The sequence below is a fragment of the Micromonospora sp. CNZ296 genome, assembly GCF_007827635.1.
This window is the reverse complement of sequence record NZ_VISW01000007.1, coordinates 68,783-89,038: the sequence shown is the minus strand read 5'-3', so window position 1 is coordinate 89,038 and position 20,256 is coordinate 68,783. Positions and strand designations below refer to the sequence as shown.

The following is a 20,256-nucleotide window of genomic DNA, read 5'->3' as shown; positions in this document are numbered from 1 at the left end:
GAGTGTCCACTGTCGTCATCAAGCGGCCGCCACGCCGCCCGGCACCGGAGATCCCGGTCGGTGAGCTGCCCGTCGAGGCGCCGCCGGAGATCCCCGCCGCGACCGGTGGGCGCTGGCAGCAGGCGCTGATGGTGCTGCCGATGCTCGGCGGGACGGTGGCCATGGCGATGATGTTCGGCCGCGGCGGCGGTGCGTACTCGTACGTGGTGGGCGGCATGTTCGGCCTCTCCTCGCTGGCGATGCTGGTCACCACCTGGGGCAGCGCCGGGCCGAAGAAGTCCGAGCTGATGGCCGCCCGCCGGGAGTACCTTCGCCACCTCGCCACGCTCCGGCGCCGGGTGCGGGAGACCGCCGGCGCCCAGCGGGCCGGGCTGTCCTACCGCCATCCGGAGCCGGGGCGGCTCTGGTCGACAGTCGACAGTCACCGGGTGTGGGAGCGCCGGCCGGGCGACCCGGACTTCGCCGTGGTCCGGGTCGGTGTGGGCCCGCAGACGCTCGCCACCCCGCTGGTCCCGCCGATCACCCGCCCGCTGGAGGAGCTGGAGCCGATGACGGCCGGGGCGCTGCGGCGCTTCCTGGACGCGTACTCGGTGGTGCCGGACCTGCCGGTGGCGCTGTCGCTGCGCAGTTTCGCCCGGGTCTTCGTGCGCGGCCCGGCCGGCCCGGTACGCGGCGCCGGCTCGCCCGCCGCGCAGGCGCTGGCCCGGGCGGTGCTCACCCAGCTCGCCGTCTTCCACGCGCCGGACGAGCTGCTGATCGCGGTCTGCGCCGGGCCGGAACGCCGGACCGCCTGGGAGTGGGTGAAGTGGCTGCCGCACGCCCACCATCCGGCGCGCACCGACGCGCTGGGCCCGGTGCGGCTGGTCACCAGCTCCGCCGCCGACCTGGAACGGCTGCTCGACGACGTGCTCGGCGCCCGGTCCCGGTTCAGCCCGCACGGCACCGCCACCGACGGGCCGCACGTCGTGGTGGTGCTCGACGGCGGTGACCTGACCGGCGCGACCGACCTGGCCGGTGACGGCGGCATCGACGCGGTCACAGTGCTCGACCTGGACACTCCGCCGCCCCGGCTGCTCGACCGGTACGCGCTCCTGCTCGACCTGGTCGACGGCCGGCTGCACTCGCACTCCGCGGAGGGGCACGCCGAAGTGGGCGCCGCCGACGCGCTGGCGCCCGCCGACGCCGAGGCGGTGGCCCGGCGGCTCGCGCCGCTGCGGCTGGCCGGCACGGTACGCGGACCGGACGCGCCGCCCGGCGCCGAGCTGGGTCTGCCCGAGCTGCTGGGTCTCGGCGACCCGGAGAGCTTCACCGCCGAGCAGGGCTGGGCGCCCCGGGCCGCGCGGGACCGGCTGCGGGTGCCGATCGGCGTGGGCGCCGACGGCGGGGCGATCGACCTCGACCTGAAGGAGTCGGCGCAGGACGGCATGGGCCCGCACGGCCTGCTGATCGGCGCGACCGGCTCGGGCAAGTCGGAGCTGCTGCGCACGCTCGTGCTCGGGCTGGCCGCCACGCACAGCTCGGAACAGCTCAACTTTGTCCTAGTCGACTTCAAGGGCGGCGCCACGTTCGCGCCGTTCGAGCGGCTGCCGCACACCGCCGCCGTGATCACCAACCTGGCCGACGCGCTGCCGCTGGTGGACCGGATGGTGGACGCGATCAACGGGGAGCTGATGCGCCGGCAGGAGCTGCTGCGCCGGGCCGGCAACTTCGCGAGCGTGCGCGACTACGAGCGGGCCCGGGCGGCCGGTTCGCCGCTGGCCCCGCTGCCGTCGCTGCTGCTGATCTGCGACGAGTTCTCCGAGCTGCTGTCCGCCAAGCCCGACTTCATCGACCTGTTCGTGCAGATCGGCCGGCTGGGCCGGTCGCTCGGGGTGCACCTGCTGCTTGCGAGCCAGCGGCTGGAGGAGGGGCGGCTGCGCGGGCTGGACACGCACCTGTCGTACCGGATCGGTTTGCGGACGTTCTCGGCGCTGGAGTCCCGGACGGTGCTGGGCGTGCCGGACGCGCACGAGCTGCCGCGCAGCCCGGGGCACGGTTACCTGCGCTCGGGCACCGATCCGCTGGTCCGGTTCAAGGCCGCGTACGTCTCCGGCGCGGTCCGCCGCCGCGGCGGCGGGGCGGGCGCGTCCGGCGCCGGTGAGGCGCGTGTGCTCGCGTTCTCCACCCACGTGGTCCCGGTGCCCGAGCCGCCCGCGCCCGTCGCCCCGCCCGCCGAGGACGACAGCGGCGAGACGTTGCTGGACCTGCTCGTGGACCGGCTGACCGGGCAGGGCCCACCGGCGCATCAGGTGTGGCTGCCACCGCTGGACGCCTCGCCCGCCCTGGACGAGCTGCTCGGCCCGGTCGGCGCCGACCCGGTACGCGGGCTCACGGTGGCGAATCCGGAGCTGCACGGGGCGCTCCAGGTGCCGGTGGCGGTGGTGGACAAGCCGTTCGAGCAGCGGCGTGACCTGCTCTGGCTGGCGCTGGACGGCGCGGCCGGGCACGTCGCTGTGGTCGGCACCACCCGCAGCGGCCGGTCCAGCCTGCTGCGCACCCTGGTCTGCGCGCTCGCGCTCACCCACACCCCGGCCGAGGTGCAGGTCTACTGCCTCGACTTCGGCAGCGGGACGCTGGGCACGCTGCGCGACCTGCCGCACGTGGGCGGTGTCAGCGGGCGGACCGACGGCACCGCGGTGCGCCGTACCGTCGGCGAGGTCGCCGGCCTGCTGGCCGAGCGGGAGCGGCGTTTCGCCGAGGCCGGTGTGGAGTCGATGGCCGCGTGGCGACGGCGGCGGGCGGCGGGCGCGCCGGACCCGTTCGGGGACGTGTTCCTTGTGGTGGACGGCTGGAACACGCTGCGCGGCGAGTACGAGGATCTGGAACCGCTGGTCACCGAACTCGCCACCCGGGGCCTGGCGTACGGGGTGCACGTGGTGGCGAGCGCGCTGCGCTGGTCGGACTTCCGCCCGGCGATCCGTGACCTGTTCGGCTCCCGGCTGGAGTTGCGTCTCGGCGACCCGGCCGACTCGGTGGTGGTCAAGCGCGCGCTGGCGGCAACCGTGCCGGAGGAGCGCCCGGGACGCGGCATCACGGCGGGAGGACTGCACTTCCTCACCGCCGAACCCCGCGTCGAGGCACTGGGCACGGAGACCGCCGACATGGTCAAGGCGGTCGCCGGCGCGTGGACCGGTCCGCCGGCGCCCCGGGTGCGGCTGCTTCCGCCGGTGCTGCCGTACGCCGAGCTGGACCAGAGCGCGACGAGCGGGCTGGCGTTCCCGATCGGCGTGGCCGAGGCGGACCTGTCCCAGGTGGTGCTGGACTTCGCCACCGAGCCGAACTTCCTGGTCTTCGGCGACGCCGAGTGCGGCAAGTCGTCGTTCCTGCGGGCGCTGGCCACCTCGATCGTCAACCGGTTCACCCCGGAGCAGGCCCGGGTGATGCTCGTGGACTACCGGCGCAGCCTGATGGGCGTGATCGAGACGCCGCACCTGATCGGGTACGGGACCGCGGCGCCGCACACCGCCGAGCTGATCGAGTCGGCCGCCGGCTATCTCCAGGGGCGGCAGCCGGGGCCGGAGGTGACCCCGGCGCAGCTGCGCAGCCGGTCGTGGTGGCAGGGACCGGAACTGTTCGTGCTCGTCGACGACTACGACCTGGTGGCAGGCGGGCCGACGAACCCGTTGCGGGCGTTGGAGGAGCATCTGCCGCACGCGCGGGACGTCGGGCTGCACCTGGTGCTGGCGCGGCGTACCGGCGGTGCCGGGCGGACCGCGTACGAGCCGATCGTGCAGCGGCTGCGCGAGCTGTCCACGGCGGGGCTGGTGATGTCGGGCGGCCCGGAGGAGGGCGCGCTCGTCGGTCAGGTCAAGGCCGGGCCGCTGCCCCCGGGGCGGGCGCGTCTGGTCACGCGCCGGGAGGGGGTGCGCCTGGTGCAGTTGGCGCATCTCCCGCCCGGGTGATCCGCCTCGCGGAGTTGCCCCGTGACGGTCGGGACAACCGGTAATCTCCGTGCAGCATGTGTCTGACGCGACCGAACGGCTGGGGAATGTGACAGGGGATCGGCAGGGACCGCCCGGTGGGCCGCCCCGGCGTCGCGCCGGACGCGCGCTGCTCGCCGCCGTGTCGGCGCTGGCCACCGTCGCCGGTCCGCTGGCACCGCCGGCCCACGCCGCGCCCGCCGCCCCGGCCACAGTGGCGCGTCCCTGGGTGTCCCCCGACCGCCTGCTGCGCACCGATCAGGTACGCGACGAGCAGTGGCAGCTGGAGGAGTTGCGGGCGAAGACCGCGTGGCGCACCTCGACCGGGCGCGGCGTGGTGGTCGCGGTGATCGACTCCGGTGTGGACGGCACCCACCCCGACCTGGCGGGCCAGGTGCTGCCCGGCCTCGATCTGGTGACGCCGGACGGCTCGGACGGCCCGGACCCGGTGGGGCACGGCACCACGGTGGCCGGGCTGATCGCCGGGCGGGCCGACGACGACCGGGGCGTGCTGGGGCTCGCGCCGGACGCCAAGATCCTTCCGGTCCGGGTCCTCGACGTCGAGAACCGCTACGACGACGCGCTGATCATCGCCAAGGCGGTGCGCTGGGCGGTCGACAACGGCGCCCAGGTGGTCAACCTGTCGCTCGGCGGCAGCAGCGACAACCCGGCCCTGGCCGCGGCGCTCGACTACGCGTTCGCCCGGGACGTGGTGGTGGTGGCCTGCACCGGCAATCTGGCCACCTCGACGACCACCGAGGTCTGGTACCCGGCCCGGGAACCGGGTGTGCTCGCGGTCGCCGGGCTGGAGCGGACCAGCGAGAACCTCTGGTCCGGCTCGATCACGGGTCATGAGACGGTGCTCAGCGCCCCGGCCACCGGGCTCTACGGCGCCCGGCCGGAGGGCTACTGGCGGGTGCAGGGTACGAGCTTCGCCGCGCCGCTCGTCGCCGCGACGGCTGCCCTGGTCCGCGCGCGGTATCCGAAGATGTCAGCCGGGGACGTGGTGAACCGGCTGATCGCCACCGCCCGGGATCTCGGCCCGACCGGCCGGGACGACCGGTTCGGCTACGGCCTTGTCGATCCGGTGGCCGCGCTCACCGCCGACGTCCCGGCGGTGGGCCACAACCCGCTCGACGACAACGGCTCCCCCGGCGTGGTGGGCTTCGGGCCGGCGCCCGGCGACACGCGGGACACCCGGGCCGCTGCGGCGGGCCGGGGCGGTGACCCGCTGGGGCGTTCCTCGGAGGGCTGGAACGCCCGGCCGGCGGGCCAGACGGACGCCTCCGCCCCGGAACGGCTCTGGACCGGCCTGGCCCTGTTCGTCGCACTCGTCACCGGCACCGCGTTGATGGTTCGCCGGTTCCGACAGACCCGTCGCTGAACCGGTCTGATCCCGCCCTCGGATGGGTAGGGAGAGCCCCATGGACACCACCGGGGCCACTGTCACGCGGCAGCGGTCGTGGCGGAGCCGCCGCCTCGACCCCGAGCACTCGCTGGGCCTGCGGCTCACCCTGGCCGCGGTCGCGGCGTTCCTGGTGCTGGTGCCGTTCGCCCTGATCGCGCTGCTGGTGCTCGGCGCGTGGCCGCCTCTGCTGCGGCTGGACGCCTCGATCGCCGACGCGTTCCACGGGTACGCACAGGACCATTCCGCCTGGGTCGGTGTGATGACGGTCTGGACGCACGTGTTCGGGCCCGGGCCGCTGCGGGTGGCCGCGGTCGTGGTGGTGGTCTGGCTGGTCCGGCGCGGCGCGCCCCGGCTCGCGATCTGGGTGGTCGTCACAATGGCCGCCGGCGGGCTGCTCGGCGCGCTGCTCAAGCTGCTCGTCGGCCGGGACCGGCCGGATCTGCTCGACCCGGTGGCCCGGGCCGCCGGTTACTCGTTTCCGTCCGGTCACGCGCTCAACGCCACGCTGGCGGCGGGTGTGCTGCTGCTGGTGTTCCTGCCGTTCGTGCGGGACAGCCGCCGGGGCCGGGTCGCGCTGTGGACCGCCGCCGTGCTGGTCGCAGTGGTGACCGGGCTCAGCCGGATCGCACTGGGCGTGCACTGGACCAGCGACGTGGTGGGCGGCTGGGTGCTCGGGGCGGCGGTGGTGGCCGCGACAGCGGCCGGCTTCGCCACCTGGCGCAGCGGATCCGGGCGGCCGTCCGCCCGTCCGCTCCGTGAGGGGGTCGAGCCGGAGCTGGCCGACCAGCGGCCGGAGGGCGGCCGGGCGTAACCGGACCCGCGCCGGGGTACAGGCGTGCCCATGTCCGATGTCGTGATCCGAGTCACCCGGCGTGTCCTGCTGCCGCTGGCCCTGCTCTTCGCGCTGATGGTGGGCCTGGGCCTGCTGGTGACCCGGGTGCTGGCCCGTACCTGGCCGTTCACCGTGGAGGACACGGTCAACCGTGAGCTGGCCGGCGACCGGACGCCGGGGTGGAACGACGTCTCGCTGGTGTTCAGCACGCTGGCCAGCACCCAGATGATCGTCGTGGTGACGGTGCTGGCGGCGCTGGTGCTGCGGCTGGTGCTGCACCGCTGGCGGGAGCCGCTGTTCCTGTGCGCGGCGGTGACCGCGCAGGCGCTGATCTTCCTGTTCACCACCATGGCCATCGACCGGAACCGCCCGGCCGTCGCGCACATGGACGCCTCCCCGCCCACGTCCAGCTTCCCGTCCGGGCACACCTCGGCGGCCACGGCGCTCTACGTCGGTCTCGCGGTGCTGCTGGCGCTGCGGGCGCGCAGCACCCCGGCCAAGGTCGGCTGGTGGACGCTGCTGGTGCTGGTGCCGATCGGCGTGGCGCTCACCCGGATGTACCGGGGCATGCACCACCCGAGCGACGTGGTCGCCTCGTTCCTCAACGGCGGCGCCTGCGTAGCGATCATGGCGCGGGCGGTACTCGACCGCACGCTCACCTGGGGCCGCGCCCGGCTGCCGCTGTCCCGCTCGGGCGACGAGGCGACACCGGCGGGAGCACCGGCGGGTGGCTGAGCGCCGCAGGCCGGCTCAGGTGCAGTCGCCGGTCGCCACTCCCCGGGTACGCTCCGCGCCCGCGAGCGCCACCGGTCGCGCCTCGGCGGCGGTCACCGCGAAACCGGTGTTCGGGTCGTCCGCCGCCGCCGCGAAGATCACGCCGAGCACCAGACCGTTCGAGGAGACCAGCGGGCCGCCGGAGTTGCCGCTGCGCACCAACGCCCGGATCGTGTAGATCTCCCGGTTGACGTCACCGGCCGAGTAGATGTCCGGGCCGGTGATCCGGTCGACGTCCCGGATCCGGGCCGGGCGGGCGTCGTACGGGCCGTCGAGCGGGAAGCCGAGCACGATCGCGTCAGCGCCGGTGGCGGCCGGGCCGGCGGCGAAGCGCAGCGACGGGCCGGGCAGCCCGGGTACGTAGAGCACCGCCAGGTCCCGGTCCGGGTCGTAGACGACGACCTCGCCGTCGTACCGCTCGCCGCGCAGTTCCACAGCCACCGAGCGGGTGCCGGCCACCACGTGCGCGTTGGTCATCACCCGGTCGTCGGCGTACACGAAACCGGAGCCCTCGATGCGGCGCGAGCAGCTCGGCGCGGAGCCGAGCACCTTCACCACCGACCGCCTGCTGTTCTGCACCACCTGGGAGTTGGCGAGCGCCGGGTCGGGCGGTGCCACCTGCCGGGCCCGGGTCGGCGCGAGGTCGCCGAACACGTCCGGGAAGCCGTTGGTGTCGACCGTGTCGCGCAGCGCTGTGGACAGGTCCTGCGCCTTGTCCGGCAGCACCTGGTCGACGACGGTGAGCAGCGCGCTGTTGCGGACCGAGGAGGCCAGCCACGGCACCGAGGAGGAGCCGAGCGGCACGGCGACCAGCCACGCCACGAGCATGACCGCGATGACCGAGATGAACGCGCCGCCGACGTCGTCGATCTTCCGGCCGGCCGGGCCGGTGATGGCGGCCCGCAGGTTCGAGCCGAGCCAGCCCGCCAGCGCCTGCCCCAGCACCGCGAGCCCGAAGATCGCCACCAGGGAGATCAGCACGCGTGTGCCGCTCGCCGCGAACTGCTGCGCGATCAGCGGCCCGACCTGGAGGCCGAGCAGCGCTCCGAGGAAGAAGCCGGAGAACGACAGGGCCCCGATGACGAAACCCTGACGGTATCCGCTGATCGCGAACACGAGCATGAGCAGAAGAAGGACGAGATCCACGGCGGACACGCCCCAAGGGTACGGGCACGGGGCCCGTGCTCGGCTCAGCGCTCGCGGAACGTGACCCGGGGATGCGTACGGGTGATCAGCGCACCGGGCTCTCGTCGGCCGCCTCGGTGCCCGCCGACGGAGCGGGCGTGGCGTCGACAGGCGGCAGGTCCACCACACGCGAGTGCGGCCAGGGCCGGGACCAGCCGCCCATCTCCAGCAGCCGGTCGATCACGCCTGCGGTGAAGCCCCAGACGAGCATGCCGCGTGCGGAGAAGGCGGGACCGATCCAGCCGCTCGGGTGGCGTACCCGCATGCGGTTGTCCGGGTCGACCAGCTCGGTGACCGGCAGCCGGGCCACGTGCGCGACCTCGGCCGGCTCGCGCGGGTGCACCGGGTGCGGGTCGTGCCACCAGGCGAGCACCGGGGTGACCACGAAGTCGCTGACCGGGATCCAGAGCCGGGGCAGCTCGGCGAGCACTGTGACGCTGCCGGGGTCGAGGCCGACCTCCTCGTTCGCCTCGCGCAGCGCGGTGGCGCGGGCGTCGGCGTCCTCCGGGTCGGCCGCCCCGCCCGGGAAGGCCGGCTGCCCGGCGTGGTTGCGCAGCGTCGCGGCGCGCTGGAGGACGAGCACGTCCGGCCCGGCGCCGGGCTCCTCGCCGAGCAGCACCAGTACGGCGCTCTCCCGGCCGCCGCTGGACGGCGTGACGATGCGGGTGAAGTCCTCCGCCCGCGCGGTGCCGAGCCGGCCCAGCAGCGGGTCGAACCACAGCGGCGGCCGTCGGGTCATACCCGCACCCCGAGGTGACGTTCGAGCAGCGCGGCGAGGCGGGCGTCGTCGAGCGCGCCGGTCGCGTCGGTGTGCCGGATCCGCCCGTCGGCGTCGACGAGCACTGTGAGCGGGAACGCGTTGCGTTCCAGCGCGCGCTGGAACGCGTCGCCCTGGTCGAGCAGCATCGGGAAGTCGACGCCGTAGTCCTCGCCGATGGACTGCGCGCCGCCGCGGCTGTCCCGGCTGTTCACGCCGATCACCTGGAACCGGCCGTCGGCCCGCTCGCTGAGCCGCTGGAACGCGGGCAGCTCCTTGCGGCACGGCGGGCACCAGGACGCCCACACGTTGATCACCGCCGGGCCCTTGACGTCGCGCAGGTTCACCGGCGCGCCGCCGGTGAAGCAGTTGAGCGTCAGGTCGGGGAGCTGGTCACCGGCCTTCCCTGCAAGCGTCGGGGACGCGGCCTTCCCGGCGGACGTCGGGGACGCGGCGGCGGGCGCGACGGTCAGCGGGGCGCAGTCGGCGAACGGCGAGGGGCGCTCGGCCCGGGTGGCGGGCGCGGGACGTTCCGGCTCCTCGGCGGTGGCGGTGCAGCCCGCCGTCGCCAGCAGCAGCGGGACGAGAAGGTACGCGAGCCGGCGCATCACGGCACGTCCGCCGCTGCCGCCTGCTGCGGCACCAGGTCGGGATCGAGGCCGACGGCCACCGCCAGGTCACGGGCGCGGGGGCCCTTGAGCAGCTTGGCCGCGGCGGCCGGCTCGGTCGGCCCGGTGCCGTACGCGGGACACAGCTTCGCCAGCGTGCACGCGCCGCAGGCGGGCTTGCGGGCGTGGCAGACCCGGCGGCCGTGGAAGATGACCCGGTGCGACAGCATCGTCCAGTCGCGCTTGGGGTAGAGCGCGCCGATCGCGTGCTCGATCTTCACCGGATCGGTCTCGGTGGTGAGCTGCCACCGGTGCACCAGCCGCTGGAAGTGGGTGTCGACGGTGATGCCGGGGACGCCGAAGGCGTTGCCGAGGATGACGTTGGCGGTCTTGCGGCCGATCCCCGGCAGGGTCACCAGGTCGTCGAGCCGCCCGGGCACCTCGCCGTCGTACCGCTCGCAGAGCGCCCGCCCGAGGTTGATCAGGGAGCTGGTCTTGTTGCGGTAGAACCCGGTGGGCCGGATCAGCTCCTCCAGCTCGGCGCGGTCCGCCGCGGCGTAGTCGGCGGCGGTGCGGTAGCGGGCGAACAGCTTCGGCGTGACCTCGTTGACCTTCTTGTCGGTGCACTGGGCGGACAGGATCGTCGCCACTGCGAGCTCCAGCGCGTTGGCGTGGTCGAGTTCACAGTGCGCGTCGGGGTGCGTCTCGGTCAGCACGCGGCCGATGCGCCGGGCGCGGCGCGTACGACCGAGGTCGGTCTCGGGGGAGCGCGTGGTCACGTCGGCCAGCCTACGTCGCGGGGCCGACGCTCCGGCGGCTCGGCGCGGCGGGCGTGCGCTCAGCCACCCGCCGGTGCGGTGATCTTGCCGGTCCCGTCGAGCTTCGCGCCGGTGTCCGGGAAGTCGGAACGGTTCAGGTCACGGACCAGTCCGAGGCCGCGGTTCTGCCGGTCCACCGACGGACGGCCCACGCCGTTCATCACGGTGGAGGTGAACGTGCCACCGGCGAACTTCCCCTCGGCGGTGAGCGACACCTTGAGCACGCCGCCCCAGCCGAGCCGGCCGGAGCTGTTCAGCGACTTCCCGCCACCGGCGAAGTTGCCGAGGCTGTACGCGATCAGCCGCCCCTTGTAGAACTCCATCCCGCGCAGCACGTGCGGGCCGTGCCCGATGACCAGGTCGGCGCCGGCGTCGATGACGGTCCGGGAGAAGCGGATCGGGTCGCCGCGGTTCTCGCCGAAGAACATCTCGGTGCCCGGCTTGACCCGGGTCTTGTCCGCCCCCTCGGCGCCCATGTGCACCTGCACCACCACGATCTGGGCCTGCTCCTTGGCCATCTCGATCACCTGCTTGGCGGCGTTCAGGTCGACCAGGCTGTTGGACCAGGGGTACGACGAGAAGCCCACCACGGCGACCTTGATGCCCTTGACGTCCACCACGGTGATCTCGCCCGGCGCGCCGGTGTGCTTGAGCCCGTGCGCCTCCAGCGCCGACTGGGTGTTCTCGTAGCCCTGCCGGCCGTAGTCGTAGCCGTGGTTGTTGGCCTGGTTGAGCAGCTGGAACCCCGCCGAGCGCAGGTGTGCGGCATAGCCGGGCGGCGCGCGGAACTGGTAGCAGTTCTTCGGCTCCGGGCCGCACTTGCCGGCGCCGGTGTCGTCGGTGAGCGGCTCCTCCAGGTTGCCCATCACCAGGTCGCCCTTGAGCGCCGACTTCACGTCGTCGAAGAAGCCCTTGCCGCCGTTCGGGGGCAGCCGGTCCGGCGCGTTGCCCATGATCACGTCACCGGTCGCGGTGAGCGAGATCGACGGCTCCTTCGACGCATCAGGCGCGGCCGGCTGGTCACCGGTGGCCGGCCCGGCCGAGCCGGTCGATCCGCCGCCCTGTCCCGTCTGCCACCTGGGGTCGCCGCCGGACCCGCCGGCGTCGCCGCCGCAGCCGGCGACGAACAGGACGGCGACGAGCGCGGCGAACGCGGCCAGGCGCCGGCCGAGCACCGCGCGGCGCGGTCCGGGAACGGCGGCTGGCGGTCCGGCGACGGCGGCGCGGAGGGTACGGGGCACAGAGCGGGCGGAAGCGTACATCGTCGGCGACGCTACCGTCCCCGGAACGCCGCGACGAGGGCCGATCGGTCGGAAAACCCGGCGTGTCGCGTGTGCCGGGCCCACGTCAGCCCGCCCGCCGGTCGGACCAGGGCACCGCGGTCCCGGCGCCGCCCGAGCGGACGGCGGCGTGCACGGCTCGGGCCAGCGGTGCGCCCCAGGCCGACCGGGGACCGCCGTACGGGGCCGGATCGCCGTCGGCCGGGCAGAGCACCGTCACCGCGTCGGTGGGGGTGCCCGTCGCGGGCAGTCCGAGTTCCCAGATCGCCTGGGCCTTCGCCTCGGTGGCGGTGGCCACGGCGTTGACCAGTGCGGCGTCGCCGAGCCGCACCGGGACGTACACGACGATGTTGACGGTGCCGACGTGCTGCGCGGGCCGGGCCGGCTCGCTCGCGGCCGACGGCGCCGGCTCGGGCACGGCGGACGGCTCGGGTGCGACGGTGGCCGGCTCGGGGGCGGCGGCCCAGACCGGCGTGCCCAGGCCGACAGTCGCCCAGACGCGGACGCCGCCGTCCGTGCGGCGGACCACCTCGCTCACGTCCACGCCGGTCAGCAGCCCGACCCCGGGGCCGTCCAGGTCGAGGCCGTGCGCCAGCTCGGCCAGGTGCGCGGCGGGGTCGTCCCGGTCGTACGACATGGGCACCGTCGCGTTCAGCACCCACCGGCGGACGCCGATCCCCCCGCCCAGCGGCGCGGAGCCGACCGCCAGCAGCGGGGCCTCGGCCCGCCAGGCCAGCATCGGGATGTCCCACCCGGATTCGGACCGGCTGGTCAGGAACGGCTCACACAGCACGCCGGTCACCCTACGATCACAGGTGGGAACGGGTGGCGCCGGCCCGTGCCGGGGGCGGGATCTTAGCCGCTCCCCAGGTCGGGTGGGTTACGCCCAACGATCAAGATTCCAGGGGTGCACCTCTGATTCCTGCTCATGTGCGCCTAGACTGGCGGCGCGCGAGGGATCAGCGGACGGCAGACCCGGCCGACGGACGGCACGCGCAGGCGGAGGTGCGCGATGGACGAGGTACTGGCCCGCAGCGGGATCTTCCAGGGTGTCGACCCGGAGGCTGCCGAGGCGCTCGCCAAGGAGATGGAGACGATCGAGGTCCGCAAGGGCGAGATCGTGTTCAACGAGGGCGAGCCCGGCGACAGTCTCTACATCCTCCTGTCCGGCAAGATCAAGGTGGGTCGCCGCGCGGCGGACGGCCGGCAGAACCTGATCGCCGTGATGGGCCCGTCGGACATGGTCGGTGAGCTGTCGCTCTTCGACCCCGGTCCGCGTACGGCGACCGCCACGGCGGTCACCGACACCCGCCTGGTCCGGCTGCGCAAGCAGGCGCTGCGGCCGTGGCTGAACAACCGGCCCGAGATCGCCGAGCAGCTGCTGCGGGTGCTCGCCCGCCGGCTGCGCCGGACCAACGACTCGCTCGCCGACCTGATCTTCACCGACGTGCCGGGCCGGGTCGCCAAGAACCTGCTCCAGATGGCCGGCCGGTTCGGCACCCGCGACGGCGGCGTGCTGCGCGTGACGCACGACCTCACCCAGGAGGAGATCGCCCAGCTCGTCGGCGCCTCCCGGGAGACCGTCAACAAGGCGCTGGCCGACTTCGCCTCGCGCGGCTGGCTGCGGCTGGACGGCAAGAGCATCATCATCCTCGACCCGGAGCGCCTGGCCCGCCGCGCGCGGGTCTGACCCCTCCGTACCGGCTTCCCGGCCCGGCCCGCCACCGCGCGGAGCCGGGCCGATGCCGTCTTCTGCGCAGGCCGGGCCGATGCCGTCTCTGCCCAAGCCGGGCCGTTGCCGCCTCTGAGCGGGCCGGTGCCGTCAGGGCGCGGGATGGCCGGCGCCGTCTCTGCCCGCCGCAGAATCGCTTGGTGCTCCCGCAACGGGGTCGCCAGGCTGGGACGATGCCTGATCGCGTCGCCGTCCTCTCCGACATCCACGGTGTGCTGCCCGCGCTGGAAGCAGTGCTGGCCGAGCCGGACGTGGCAGCCGCCGACCTGATCGTCCTCACCGGTGACCTGGCGGCCGGTCCGCAGCCGGTCGAGGTGCTGGACCGGCTGGCCGCGCTCGGTGACCGGGCCTGCTGGGTCGGCGGGAACGCCGACCGGGAGCTGGTGCAGGCGCGGGCCGGCAGGTCCTCCCCCATCGCCGTGTCGAACTGGGCCGCCGGGCAGCTCCGCGACGACCAGGTGGCCCGGCTGGCCGCGCTGCCGCCGTACGTCACGCTGCCGGTCACCGGTCTGGGCGACGTGCTGTTCTGCCACGCCACCCCGCGCGACGACGAGGAGGTCGTGCTCGTGGACTCGCGGCTCGCCCGCTGGGCCGAGGTCTTCGCCGGCCTGCCGGCCGAGATCGGCACGGTGGTCTGCGGGCACACGCACATGCCGTTCACCCGGCTGGCCGATCGCCGCCTGGTGGTGAACCCGGGCAGCGTCGGCATGCCGTACGGGGGCGCCGGTGCCTGGTGGGCGCTGCTCGGCCCGGGCGTGCAGTTGCGCCGGACCCGCTTCGACGTGGACGCCGCCTGCGCCCGGGTCGCCGCCGAGTCCACGTTCCCTGATGCGGCGGCCTGGGCCGACGAGTACGTCCGCTCCCGCCACTCCGACGCCGACGCGCTCACGGTCTTCGCTCCGCGCGACGGCCGCTGAGGCGTTAACAAGGGGCCCTTCCTCTACCGCAGGCGTTAACAAGGGCCCCCTCCTTTCAGAAAAAGTCAGGCTTGACTGTTTGTTTTTGGCGGGGCACGCTGTCTGCGTGTCGAGCCGAGTTCCGCAGCAGGAGCGCAGCCGCGCCACCCAGGCCCGGCTGCTGGAGGCGACTGTCGAGTGCCTGGTGGAGCACGGCTGGTCCGGCACCACGACGACAGTGGTGGCAGCCCACGCCGGCGTCTCCCGGGGCGCCCAGCTGCACCACTACCCCACCAAGGCCGCCCTGGTGACCGCCGCCGTCACGCACCTGACCGAGCGCCGGGCGGCCGAGCTGCGCGCCGAGGCGGCGCACCTGCCGGTCGGCCCGAAGCGGCTCGACGGCGTGGTCGACCTGCTTGCCGCCTCGTTCACCGGCCCGCTGTTCGTGGCCGCGCTGGAACTGTGGGTGGCCGCGCGTACCGACGCCGAGCTGCGCGCCGCGCTGGTGCCGCTGGAGGCGCGGATCGGCCGCGAGATGCACCGGCTCACCGTCGAGCTGCTCGGTGTGGACGAGCGCAAGCCGGGCGTACGCGAGTCGGTGCAGGCCACCCTCGACCTGCTCCGCGGCCTCGGCGTGGCCAACCTGCTCAGCGACGACTCGCCCCGCCGCGCCGCCCTGCTGCACACCTGGAAACGCCAGCTCGCCGCGCTGCTCACCCCCGAGAGCGAGCGGCACTGATCCCCTGACGCCCCACCCCCGCCCGGAGGCACAATGGTCGACCTGACAGCCCTGCTCGCGGATCTGGCCGCCGAGTCCGAACAGCTCGACGCGCTCGTCGCGGACCTGCCGCCGGAAGGATGGGAGCGGCCGACACCGGCCCCGGGCTGGACCGTCGCGCACCAGGTCGCGCACCTGGCATGGACCGACCACGTCGCCTACCTGGCGGCCACCGACGAGTCCGCGTTCTTCGCCTCGGTGATGGCCGCACCGGACCCGTCGCGCCTGGTCGAGGACGGTGCCGAGTCCTTCCTGGCGCCACCGCCCGCGCTGCTGGCCCGGTGGCGTGCCGGCCGGTCGGCGCTCGCCGGGGCGCTCGCCGCCGTACCGGCCGGACAGAAGATCCCCTGGTACGGCACCAGCATGTCGCCCACGTCGATGGTCACGGCACGGCTGATGGAGACGTGGGCGCACGGCGAGGACGTAGCAGACGCGCTGGGCGTCAGCCGTACCCCGACCGCGCGCCTGCGGCACATCGCGCACCTCGGCTTCCGTACCCTCGGGCACGGTTTCTCGGCCCACGGCCGCGACGTGCCCACGGCGCCGGTGCGGGTCGAGCTGACCGCGCCCGCGGACGGCGAGGTGTGGGAGTTCGGGCCGGCCGACGCGACCGACCGGGTGACCGGCCCGGCGCTCGACTTCTGCCTGCTCGTCACGCAGCGCCGGCACCGCGCGGACCTGGCCCTGACCGCCACCGGGCCGGTGGCCGACGAGTGGCTGGACGTGGCCCAGGCGTTCGCCGGGCCGCCCGGCGGCAAGCGCGAGCCGGCGAACGGAACCTCCTCATGAGCGTGCTGCGGATCGGGAACGCGTCTGGCTTCTACGGCGACCGCTTCGCCGCCTGGCGGGAGATGCTCGACGGCGGCGAGTTGGACGTGCTGACCGGTGACTACCTGGCCGAGCTGACCATGCTCATCCTCGGCCGGGACCGGATGCGCGACCCGTCGCTCGGCTACGCCAAGACGTTCCTGCGTCAGGCGGAGGGCGTGCTCGGCACCGCGCTGGAGCGCGGCGTCACGCTGGTCACCAACGCGGGCGGCCTCAACCCGGCGGGGCTGGCCGACGCGATCCGGTCACTCGGCGACCGGCTCGGCCTCCAGGTCCGGGTCGGGTACGTCGAGGGCGACGCGATCCAGCGGCCGGACGCGCTGACCGCGAACGCGTACCTGGGCGCGTTCGGGATCGCGGCCTGCCTCGACGCGGGCGCGGACGTGGTGGTCACCGGGCGGGTCACCGACGCCTCGCTGGCTGTCGGCCCGGCAATCGCCCGCTTCGGGTGGACCCGCGACGACCTCGACGCGCTGGCCGGCGCGACTGTCGCAGGGCACCTGATCGAGTGCGGCGCGCAGGTCACCGGCGGCAACTTCAGCTTCTTCACCGAGCTGCCGGACGGCGGGCACCGGCCCGGCTTCCCGATCGCTGAACTGCACGCGGACGGCTCGTCGGTGCTCACCAAGCACGCAGGCACCGGGGGCGCGGTGACGGTCGAGACGGTCACCGCCCAGCTGCTGTACGAGGTGGGCGGGCCGGACTACCTCGGGCCGGACGTGGTGACCCGGCTGGACACGGTGCGGCTGGCGCAGGAGGGTCCGGACCGGGTACGCGTCTCCGGGGTGCGCGGCACGCCGCCGCCGGACACGCTCAAGGTGGGCGTCAACAACCTGGGCGGCTTCCGCAACTCGATGACGTTCGTGCTGTGCGGGCTGGACATCCCGGCCAAGGCGGCGCTGGTCCGGGGCCAGATCGAGGAGTCGGTCGGCACGGAGGGGCTGGAGTTCACGCTGGCCCGTACCGACCACCCGGACACCGGCGACACCGAGGCGGCGAGCGCGCTGCTGCACGTACACCTGCGGGACGGTGACAAGTCGCGGGCCGGGCGGGCGTTCTCGGCGGCGGCGGTGGAGCTGGCGCTGGCCTCCTACCCGGGCTGCACGCTGACCACGCTGCCCGGTGACGCGACGCCGTACGGGGTGTTCACCGCCGACACGATCGCGCAGGACGCTGTCGAGCACGTCGCGGTGCTGCCCTCCGGCGAGCGGGTGCCGATCGCGCCGCCGACGGTGACGGGCGGTTTGCAGGAGGCCCCTGTACAACACGAGGCGTTAAGAGGGGGCCCTTCCTTGCCCGGCACCCGGCGGAGGCCGCTCGGCGAGCTGGTCGGCGCGCGGTCCGGCGACAAGGGTGGCGACGCCAACCTGGGCGTGTGGGCCCGCACCGACGCGACCTGGCCGTGGCTGCGCGACTGGCTGACGGTGGAGCGGCTGGCCGAGCTGCTGCCGGAGACGGCGTCGCTCACAGTCGAGCGGTACGAGCTGCCGAACCTGCGCGCTGTCAACTTCGTGATCCGGGGACTGCTCGGGCAGGGCGTGGCCGCGTCCACCCGGTTCGACCCCCAGGCCAAGGCGCTCGGCGAGCTGCTGCGCTCGCGAGTGGTCGATCTTCCGACGGAGGCACGCGCATGACCATCGTGGACACGCCGGAACGCCGGCAACTGCGCGAGCTGACCCGTTCGTTCGTGACCCGGGAGGTGCTGCCGCACCTGTCCGACTGGGAGCGGGCGGGCGAGGTACCCCGGTCGCTGCACGAGACCGCAGCCAAGATCGGCCTGCTCGGCATCGGCTTCCCGGAGTCGGTCGGCGGCAGCGGCGGCGACCTGCTCGACTCGATGGTGGTCACCGAGGAGATCATCCGCTCGGGCGGGTCGTCCGGGCTGGTCGCCGCGTTGTTCACGCACGGGATCGCGCTGCCGCACATGGTCGAGACCCAGGACGAAGGGCTGATCGACAAGTACGTGCGGCCCGCGCTCGCCGGGACGATGATCGGCGCGCTGGCGATCACCGAACCGGACGGCGGCTCGGACGTGGCGGGCATCCGCACCTGCGCGGTCCGCGACGGTGACCACTACGTCGTCAACGGGTCCAAGACGTACATCACCAGCGGGGTCCGCGCCGACTTCGTCACCACTGCTGTCTGCACCGAGTTCCCCGGTTCGGGCTCGGTCAGCCTGCTGGTCATCGACAAGGGCACGCCCGGGTTCACGGTGGGGCGGCGGCTGGAGAAGCTGGGCTGGCACTGCTCGGACACCGCCGAGCTGTCCTTCGTCGACGTGCGGGTGCCGGTGACGAACCGGGTCGGCCCGGAGGACACCGGCTTCCTCGCCATCATGCAGCAGTTCGCCAACGAGCGGCTGTCGCTCGCCACCCAGGCCTACGCGACCGCGCAGCGCTGCGTGGACCTGGCCGTGCAGTGGTGCCGGGACCGCCAGACGTTCGGCCGGCCGCTCGTCGGGCGCCAGGTCGTCCGGCACAAGCTGGCCGAGATGCACAGCCGCACCGACGCGGCGCGGGCGTACGTGCACGACGTCGCCGAGCGGGTGGCCGCCGGGCAGCCGGTGGTGACCGAGGTGGCGATGGCGAAGAACGTGGCGGTGGCCACCTGCGACTGGGTGGTCGACGCGGCGCTGCAACTGCACGGCGGCTTCGGCTACATGCGTGACGCCGAGGTGGAGCGGCACTACCGGGACGCCCGTCTGCTCGGCATCGGCGGCGGCACCACCGAGATCATGAACGAGATCATCGCGAAGGGCATGGGCCTATGAGCACGACTGTCCTGCAGAGCACCATCGACCCGTCCGCGCCCGCCTTCACCGCCAACCGGGAGGCGCTGCTGGAACGCCTGGCGGAGCTGGAGGAGGCACTCGACCAGGCCCGGGGCGGTGGCGGCGAGAAGTACGTGACCCGGCACCACGGTCGCGGCAAGCTGCTCCCCCGGGAGCGGATCGAGCTGCTGCTCGACCCGGACAGCCCGTTCCTGGAGTTGTCGTCGGTGGCCGCGTTCGGCACCGACTTCCCGGTCGGCGCCAGCACCGTGACGGGCATCGGCGTGGTCGAGGGCGTCGAGTGCCTGATCGTGGCGAACGACCCGACGGTACGCGGCGGCGCGATCAACCCGTGGTCGCTGGCGAAGACCCGGCGGGCGGGTGAGATCGCTGCGGCCAACCGGCTGCCGATGGTGAACCTGGTCGAGTCGGCCGGCGCGGACCTGCCCACCCAGGCGGAGATCTTCATTCCCGGCGGCCGGGTGTTCCGCGACCTGACCCGGCTGTCCGCGCAGCGGATCCCGACCGTGAGCGTGGTCTTCGGCAACGCCACAGCAGGTGGCGCGTACGTGCCGGGCATGTCGGACTACACCGTCATGATCCGCGACCGTTCGCAGGTCTACCTGGCCGGACCGCCGCTGGTGAAGATGGCCACCGGCGAGGTCACCGACGACGAGTCGCTCGGCGGCGCGGCGATGCACGCCACCACGTCCGGCCTGGCCGACTTCCTCGCCGAGGACGAGCGCGACGGCATCCGGCTGGCCCGGCAGTGCGTCCGCCGGCTCAACTGGCGCAAGCACGGCCCCCCGCCGCGCAACCCCCACCCGCTGCCGCCCCGGTACGACCCGGAGGAGTTGCTCGGCATCGCCAGCGCCGACCTGAAGGTGCCGTTCGACCCGCGCGAGGTGCTGGCCCGGGTGCTCGACGACAGCGCGTTCGACGAGTTCAAGCCCGGCTACGGCACCGCGCTCGTGACCGGCTGGGGCGAGCTGCACGGCTACCCGGTCGGTGTGCTCGCGAACGCCCGGGGCGTGCTGTTCAGCCAGGAGGCGCAGAAGGCGGCCCAGTTCATCCAGCTCGCCAACGCGGCTGACACACCGCTGGTGTTCCTCCAGAACACCACCGGCTACATGGTCGGCACCGAGTACGAGCAGCGCGGCATCATCAAGCACGGCGCCCTGATGATCAACGCGGTGTCGAACTCGAAGGTGCCGCACCTGACGGTCAACCTGGGCGCCTCCTACGGCGCTGGCAACTACGGCATGTGCGGCCGGGCGTACGAGCCCCGGTTCCTGTTCACCTGGCCGAACGCGAAGTCGGCGGTGATGGGCCCGGCGCAGCTCGCCGGTGTGCTGTCCATCGTGGCCCGGCAGGCGGCCGCCGCCCGGGGACGCGAGTACGACGAGGACACCGACGCCGCCATGCGGATGATGGTCGAGCAGCAGATCGAGTCGCAGTCCGGGGCGCTGTTCCTGTCCGGGCGGCTCTACGACGACGGGGTGATCGACCCCCGGGACACCCGTACCGTCCTCGGGCTGTGCCTGTCGGCGATCCACAACGGACCGGTGAAGGGCGCCGACGGTTTCGGCGTCTTCCGGATGTGACCTGTGAGCGCGAGGAACGCAGCGAAG

Annotated in this window: 17 protein-coding genes; 11 read left to right on the top strand and 6 right to left on the bottom strand. The window is 73.9% G+C overall.

Annotated elements, in window-relative coordinates:
* Positions 1-2: 2 nt before the first annotated feature.
* From FB455_RS13845 to FB455_RS13830, 4 genes are all read left to right on the top strand, one after another.
* Positions 3-3,941: a type VII secretion protein EccC gene (locus FB455_RS13845; protein ID WP_030273748.1), complete on the top strand. Its 3,939-nt coding sequence runs from the start codon at positions 3-5 to the stop codon at positions 3,939-3,941.
* An 88-nt stretch (positions 3,942-4,029) separates the two neighbouring features.
* On the top strand, positions 4,030-5,343 hold the full coding sequence (gene mycP, locus FB455_RS13840) for a type VII secretion-associated serine protease mycosin (protein ID WP_174361749.1): 1,314 nt from the start codon (positions 4,030-4,032) through the stop codon (positions 5,341-5,343).
* Positions 5,344-5,383: 40 nt separating this feature from the next.
* Entirely contained in the window at positions 5,384-6,178 is a 795-nt protein-coding gene (locus tag FB455_RS13835) for a phosphatase PAP2 family protein (RefSeq protein WP_013288998.1), read from the top strand.
* Positions 6,179-6,208: 30 nt separating this feature from the next.
* Positions 6,209-6,934, top strand: a complete 726-nt coding sequence (locus FB455_RS13830) for a phosphatase PAP2 family protein (RefSeq protein WP_030273753.1) — start codon at positions 6,209-6,211, stop codon at positions 6,932-6,934.
* A 15-nt stretch (positions 6,935-6,949) separates the two neighbouring features.
* Here the strand turns inward: FB455_RS13830 and FB455_RS13825 are convergent, their stop codons facing one another.
* The 6 genes from FB455_RS13825 to FB455_RS13800 all read right to left on the bottom strand — a co-directional run bounded on the left by FB455_RS13825 (position 6,950) and on the right by FB455_RS13800 (position 12,414).
* Positions 6,950-8,128, bottom strand: coding sequence for a MarP family serine protease (locus FB455_RS13825; RefSeq protein WP_013289000.1), 1,179 nt, complete (start codon positions 8,126-8,128; stop codon positions 6,950-6,952).
* A gap of 76 nt (positions 8,129-8,204) precedes the next feature.
* A complete protein-coding gene (locus FB455_RS13820) occupies positions 8,205-8,897 on the bottom strand; it encodes an NUDIX hydrolase (RefSeq protein WP_013474985.1) in 693 nt (230 codons plus the stop codon).
* On the bottom strand, positions 8,894-9,523 hold the full coding sequence (locus tag FB455_RS13815) for a TlpA family protein disulfide reductase (protein WP_047892074.1): 630 nt from the start codon (positions 9,521-9,523) through the stop codon (positions 8,894-8,896). The genes FB455_RS13820 and FB455_RS13815 overlap by 4 nt, the downstream gene beginning before the upstream one ends.
* A complete protein-coding gene (nth, locus tag FB455_RS13810; protein WP_013289003.1) occupies positions 9,523-10,302 on the bottom strand; it encodes an endonuclease III in 780 nt (259 codons plus the stop codon). The genes FB455_RS13815 and nth overlap by 1 nt, the downstream gene beginning before the upstream one ends.
* Positions 10,303-10,361: 59 nt before the next feature.
* The gene (locus FB455_RS13805) at positions 10,362-11,582 is read right to left on the bottom strand and encodes a CapA family protein (RefSeq protein WP_486481536.1); all 1,221 of its coding nucleotides are present in this window, start codon (positions 11,580-11,582) and stop codon (positions 10,362-10,364) included.
* 106 nt (positions 11,583-11,688) lie between these two features.
* A complete protein-coding gene (locus FB455_RS13800) occupies positions 11,689-12,414 on the bottom strand; it encodes an adenosylcobinamide amidohydrolase (protein ID WP_145753605.1) in 726 nt (241 codons plus the stop codon).
* 219 nt (positions 12,415-12,633) lie between these two features.
* Between FB455_RS13800 and FB455_RS13795 the strand changes: the two genes are divergently transcribed.
* The 7 genes from FB455_RS13795 to FB455_RS13765 all read left to right on the top strand — a co-directional run bounded on the left by FB455_RS13795 (position 12,634) and on the right by FB455_RS13765 (position 20,229).
* Complete coding sequence (locus FB455_RS13795) at positions 12,634-13,311, top strand: Crp/Fnr family transcriptional regulator (RefSeq protein WP_007466162.1); 678 nt, start codon at positions 12,634-12,636, stop codon at positions 13,309-13,311.
* 215 nt (positions 13,312-13,526) lie between these two features.
* Positions 13,527-14,270 (top strand): metallophosphoesterase family protein, encoded by a 744-nt coding sequence (locus FB455_RS13790; RefSeq protein WP_145753603.1) that lies wholly within the window; start codon positions 13,527-13,529, stop codon positions 14,268-14,270.
* A 106-nt stretch (positions 14,271-14,376) separates the two neighbouring features.
* On the top strand, positions 14,377-14,988 hold the full coding sequence (locus tag FB455_RS13785; RefSeq protein ID WP_013289007.1) for a TetR/AcrR family transcriptional regulator: 612 nt from the start codon (positions 14,377-14,379) through the stop codon (positions 14,986-14,988).
* 33 nt (positions 14,989-15,021) lie between these two features.
* Positions 15,022-15,816, top strand: coding sequence for a TIGR03084 family metal-binding protein (locus FB455_RS13780; protein ID WP_145753601.1), 795 nt, complete (start codon positions 15,022-15,024; stop codon positions 15,814-15,816).
* Positions 15,813-17,489: an acyclic terpene utilization AtuA family protein gene (locus tag FB455_RS13775; protein ID WP_145753599.1), complete on the top strand. Its 1,677-nt coding sequence runs from the start codon at positions 15,813-15,815 to the stop codon at positions 17,487-17,489. Before FB455_RS13780 ends, FB455_RS13775 begins: the two co-directional genes overlap by 4 nt.
* The gene (locus tag FB455_RS13770) at positions 17,486-18,625 is read left to right on the top strand and encodes an acyl-CoA dehydrogenase family protein (RefSeq protein WP_013289010.1); all 1,140 of its coding nucleotides are present in this window, start codon (positions 17,486-17,488) and stop codon (positions 18,623-18,625) included. Before FB455_RS13775 ends, FB455_RS13770 begins: the two co-directional genes overlap by 4 nt.
* On the top strand, positions 18,622-20,229 hold the full coding sequence (locus FB455_RS13765; protein ID WP_071097504.1) for an acyl-CoA carboxylase subunit beta: 1,608 nt from the start codon (positions 18,622-18,624) through the stop codon (positions 20,227-20,229). Before FB455_RS13770 ends, FB455_RS13765 begins: the two co-directional genes overlap by 4 nt.
* Positions 20,230-20,256: the final 27 nt, after the last annotated feature.

Coding starts and splice junctions, on each gene's coding strand:
- FB455_RS13835 (WP_013288998.1), top strand. CDS start 5,384: ATGGACACCACCGGGGCCACTGTCACGCGGCAGCGGTCGTGGCGGAGC.
- FB455_RS13830 (WP_030273753.1), top strand. CDS start 6,209: ATGTCCGATGTCGTGATCCGAGTCACCCGGCGTGTCCTGCTGCCGCTG.
- FB455_RS13820 (WP_013474985.1), bottom strand. CDS start 8,897: ATGACCCGACGGCCGCCGCTGTGGTTCGACCCGCTGCTGGGCCGGCTC.
- FB455_RS13815 (WP_047892074.1), bottom strand. CDS start 9,523: ATGCGCCGGCTCGCGTACCTTCTCGTCCCGCTGCTGCTGGCGACGGCG.
- FB455_RS13795 (WP_007466162.1), top strand. CDS start 12,634: ATGGACGAGGTACTGGCCCGCAGCGGGATCTTCCAGGGTGTCGACCCG.
- FB455_RS13790 (WP_145753603.1), top strand. CDS start 13,527: ATGCCTGATCGCGTCGCCGTCCTCTCCGACATCCACGGTGTGCTGCCC.
- FB455_RS13780 (WP_145753601.1), top strand. CDS start 15,022: ATGGTCGACCTGACAGCCCTGCTCGCGGATCTGGCCGCCGAGTCCGAA.
- FB455_RS13775 (WP_145753599.1), top strand. CDS start 15,813: ATGAGCGTGCTGCGGATCGGGAACGCGTCTGGCTTCTACGGCGACCGC.
- FB455_RS13770 (WP_013289010.1), top strand. CDS start 17,486: ATGACCATCGTGGACACGCCGGAACGCCGGCAACTGCGCGAGCTGACC.
- FB455_RS13765 (WP_071097504.1), top strand. CDS start 18,622: ATGAGCACGACTGTCCTGCAGAGCACCATCGACCCGTCCGCGCCCGCC.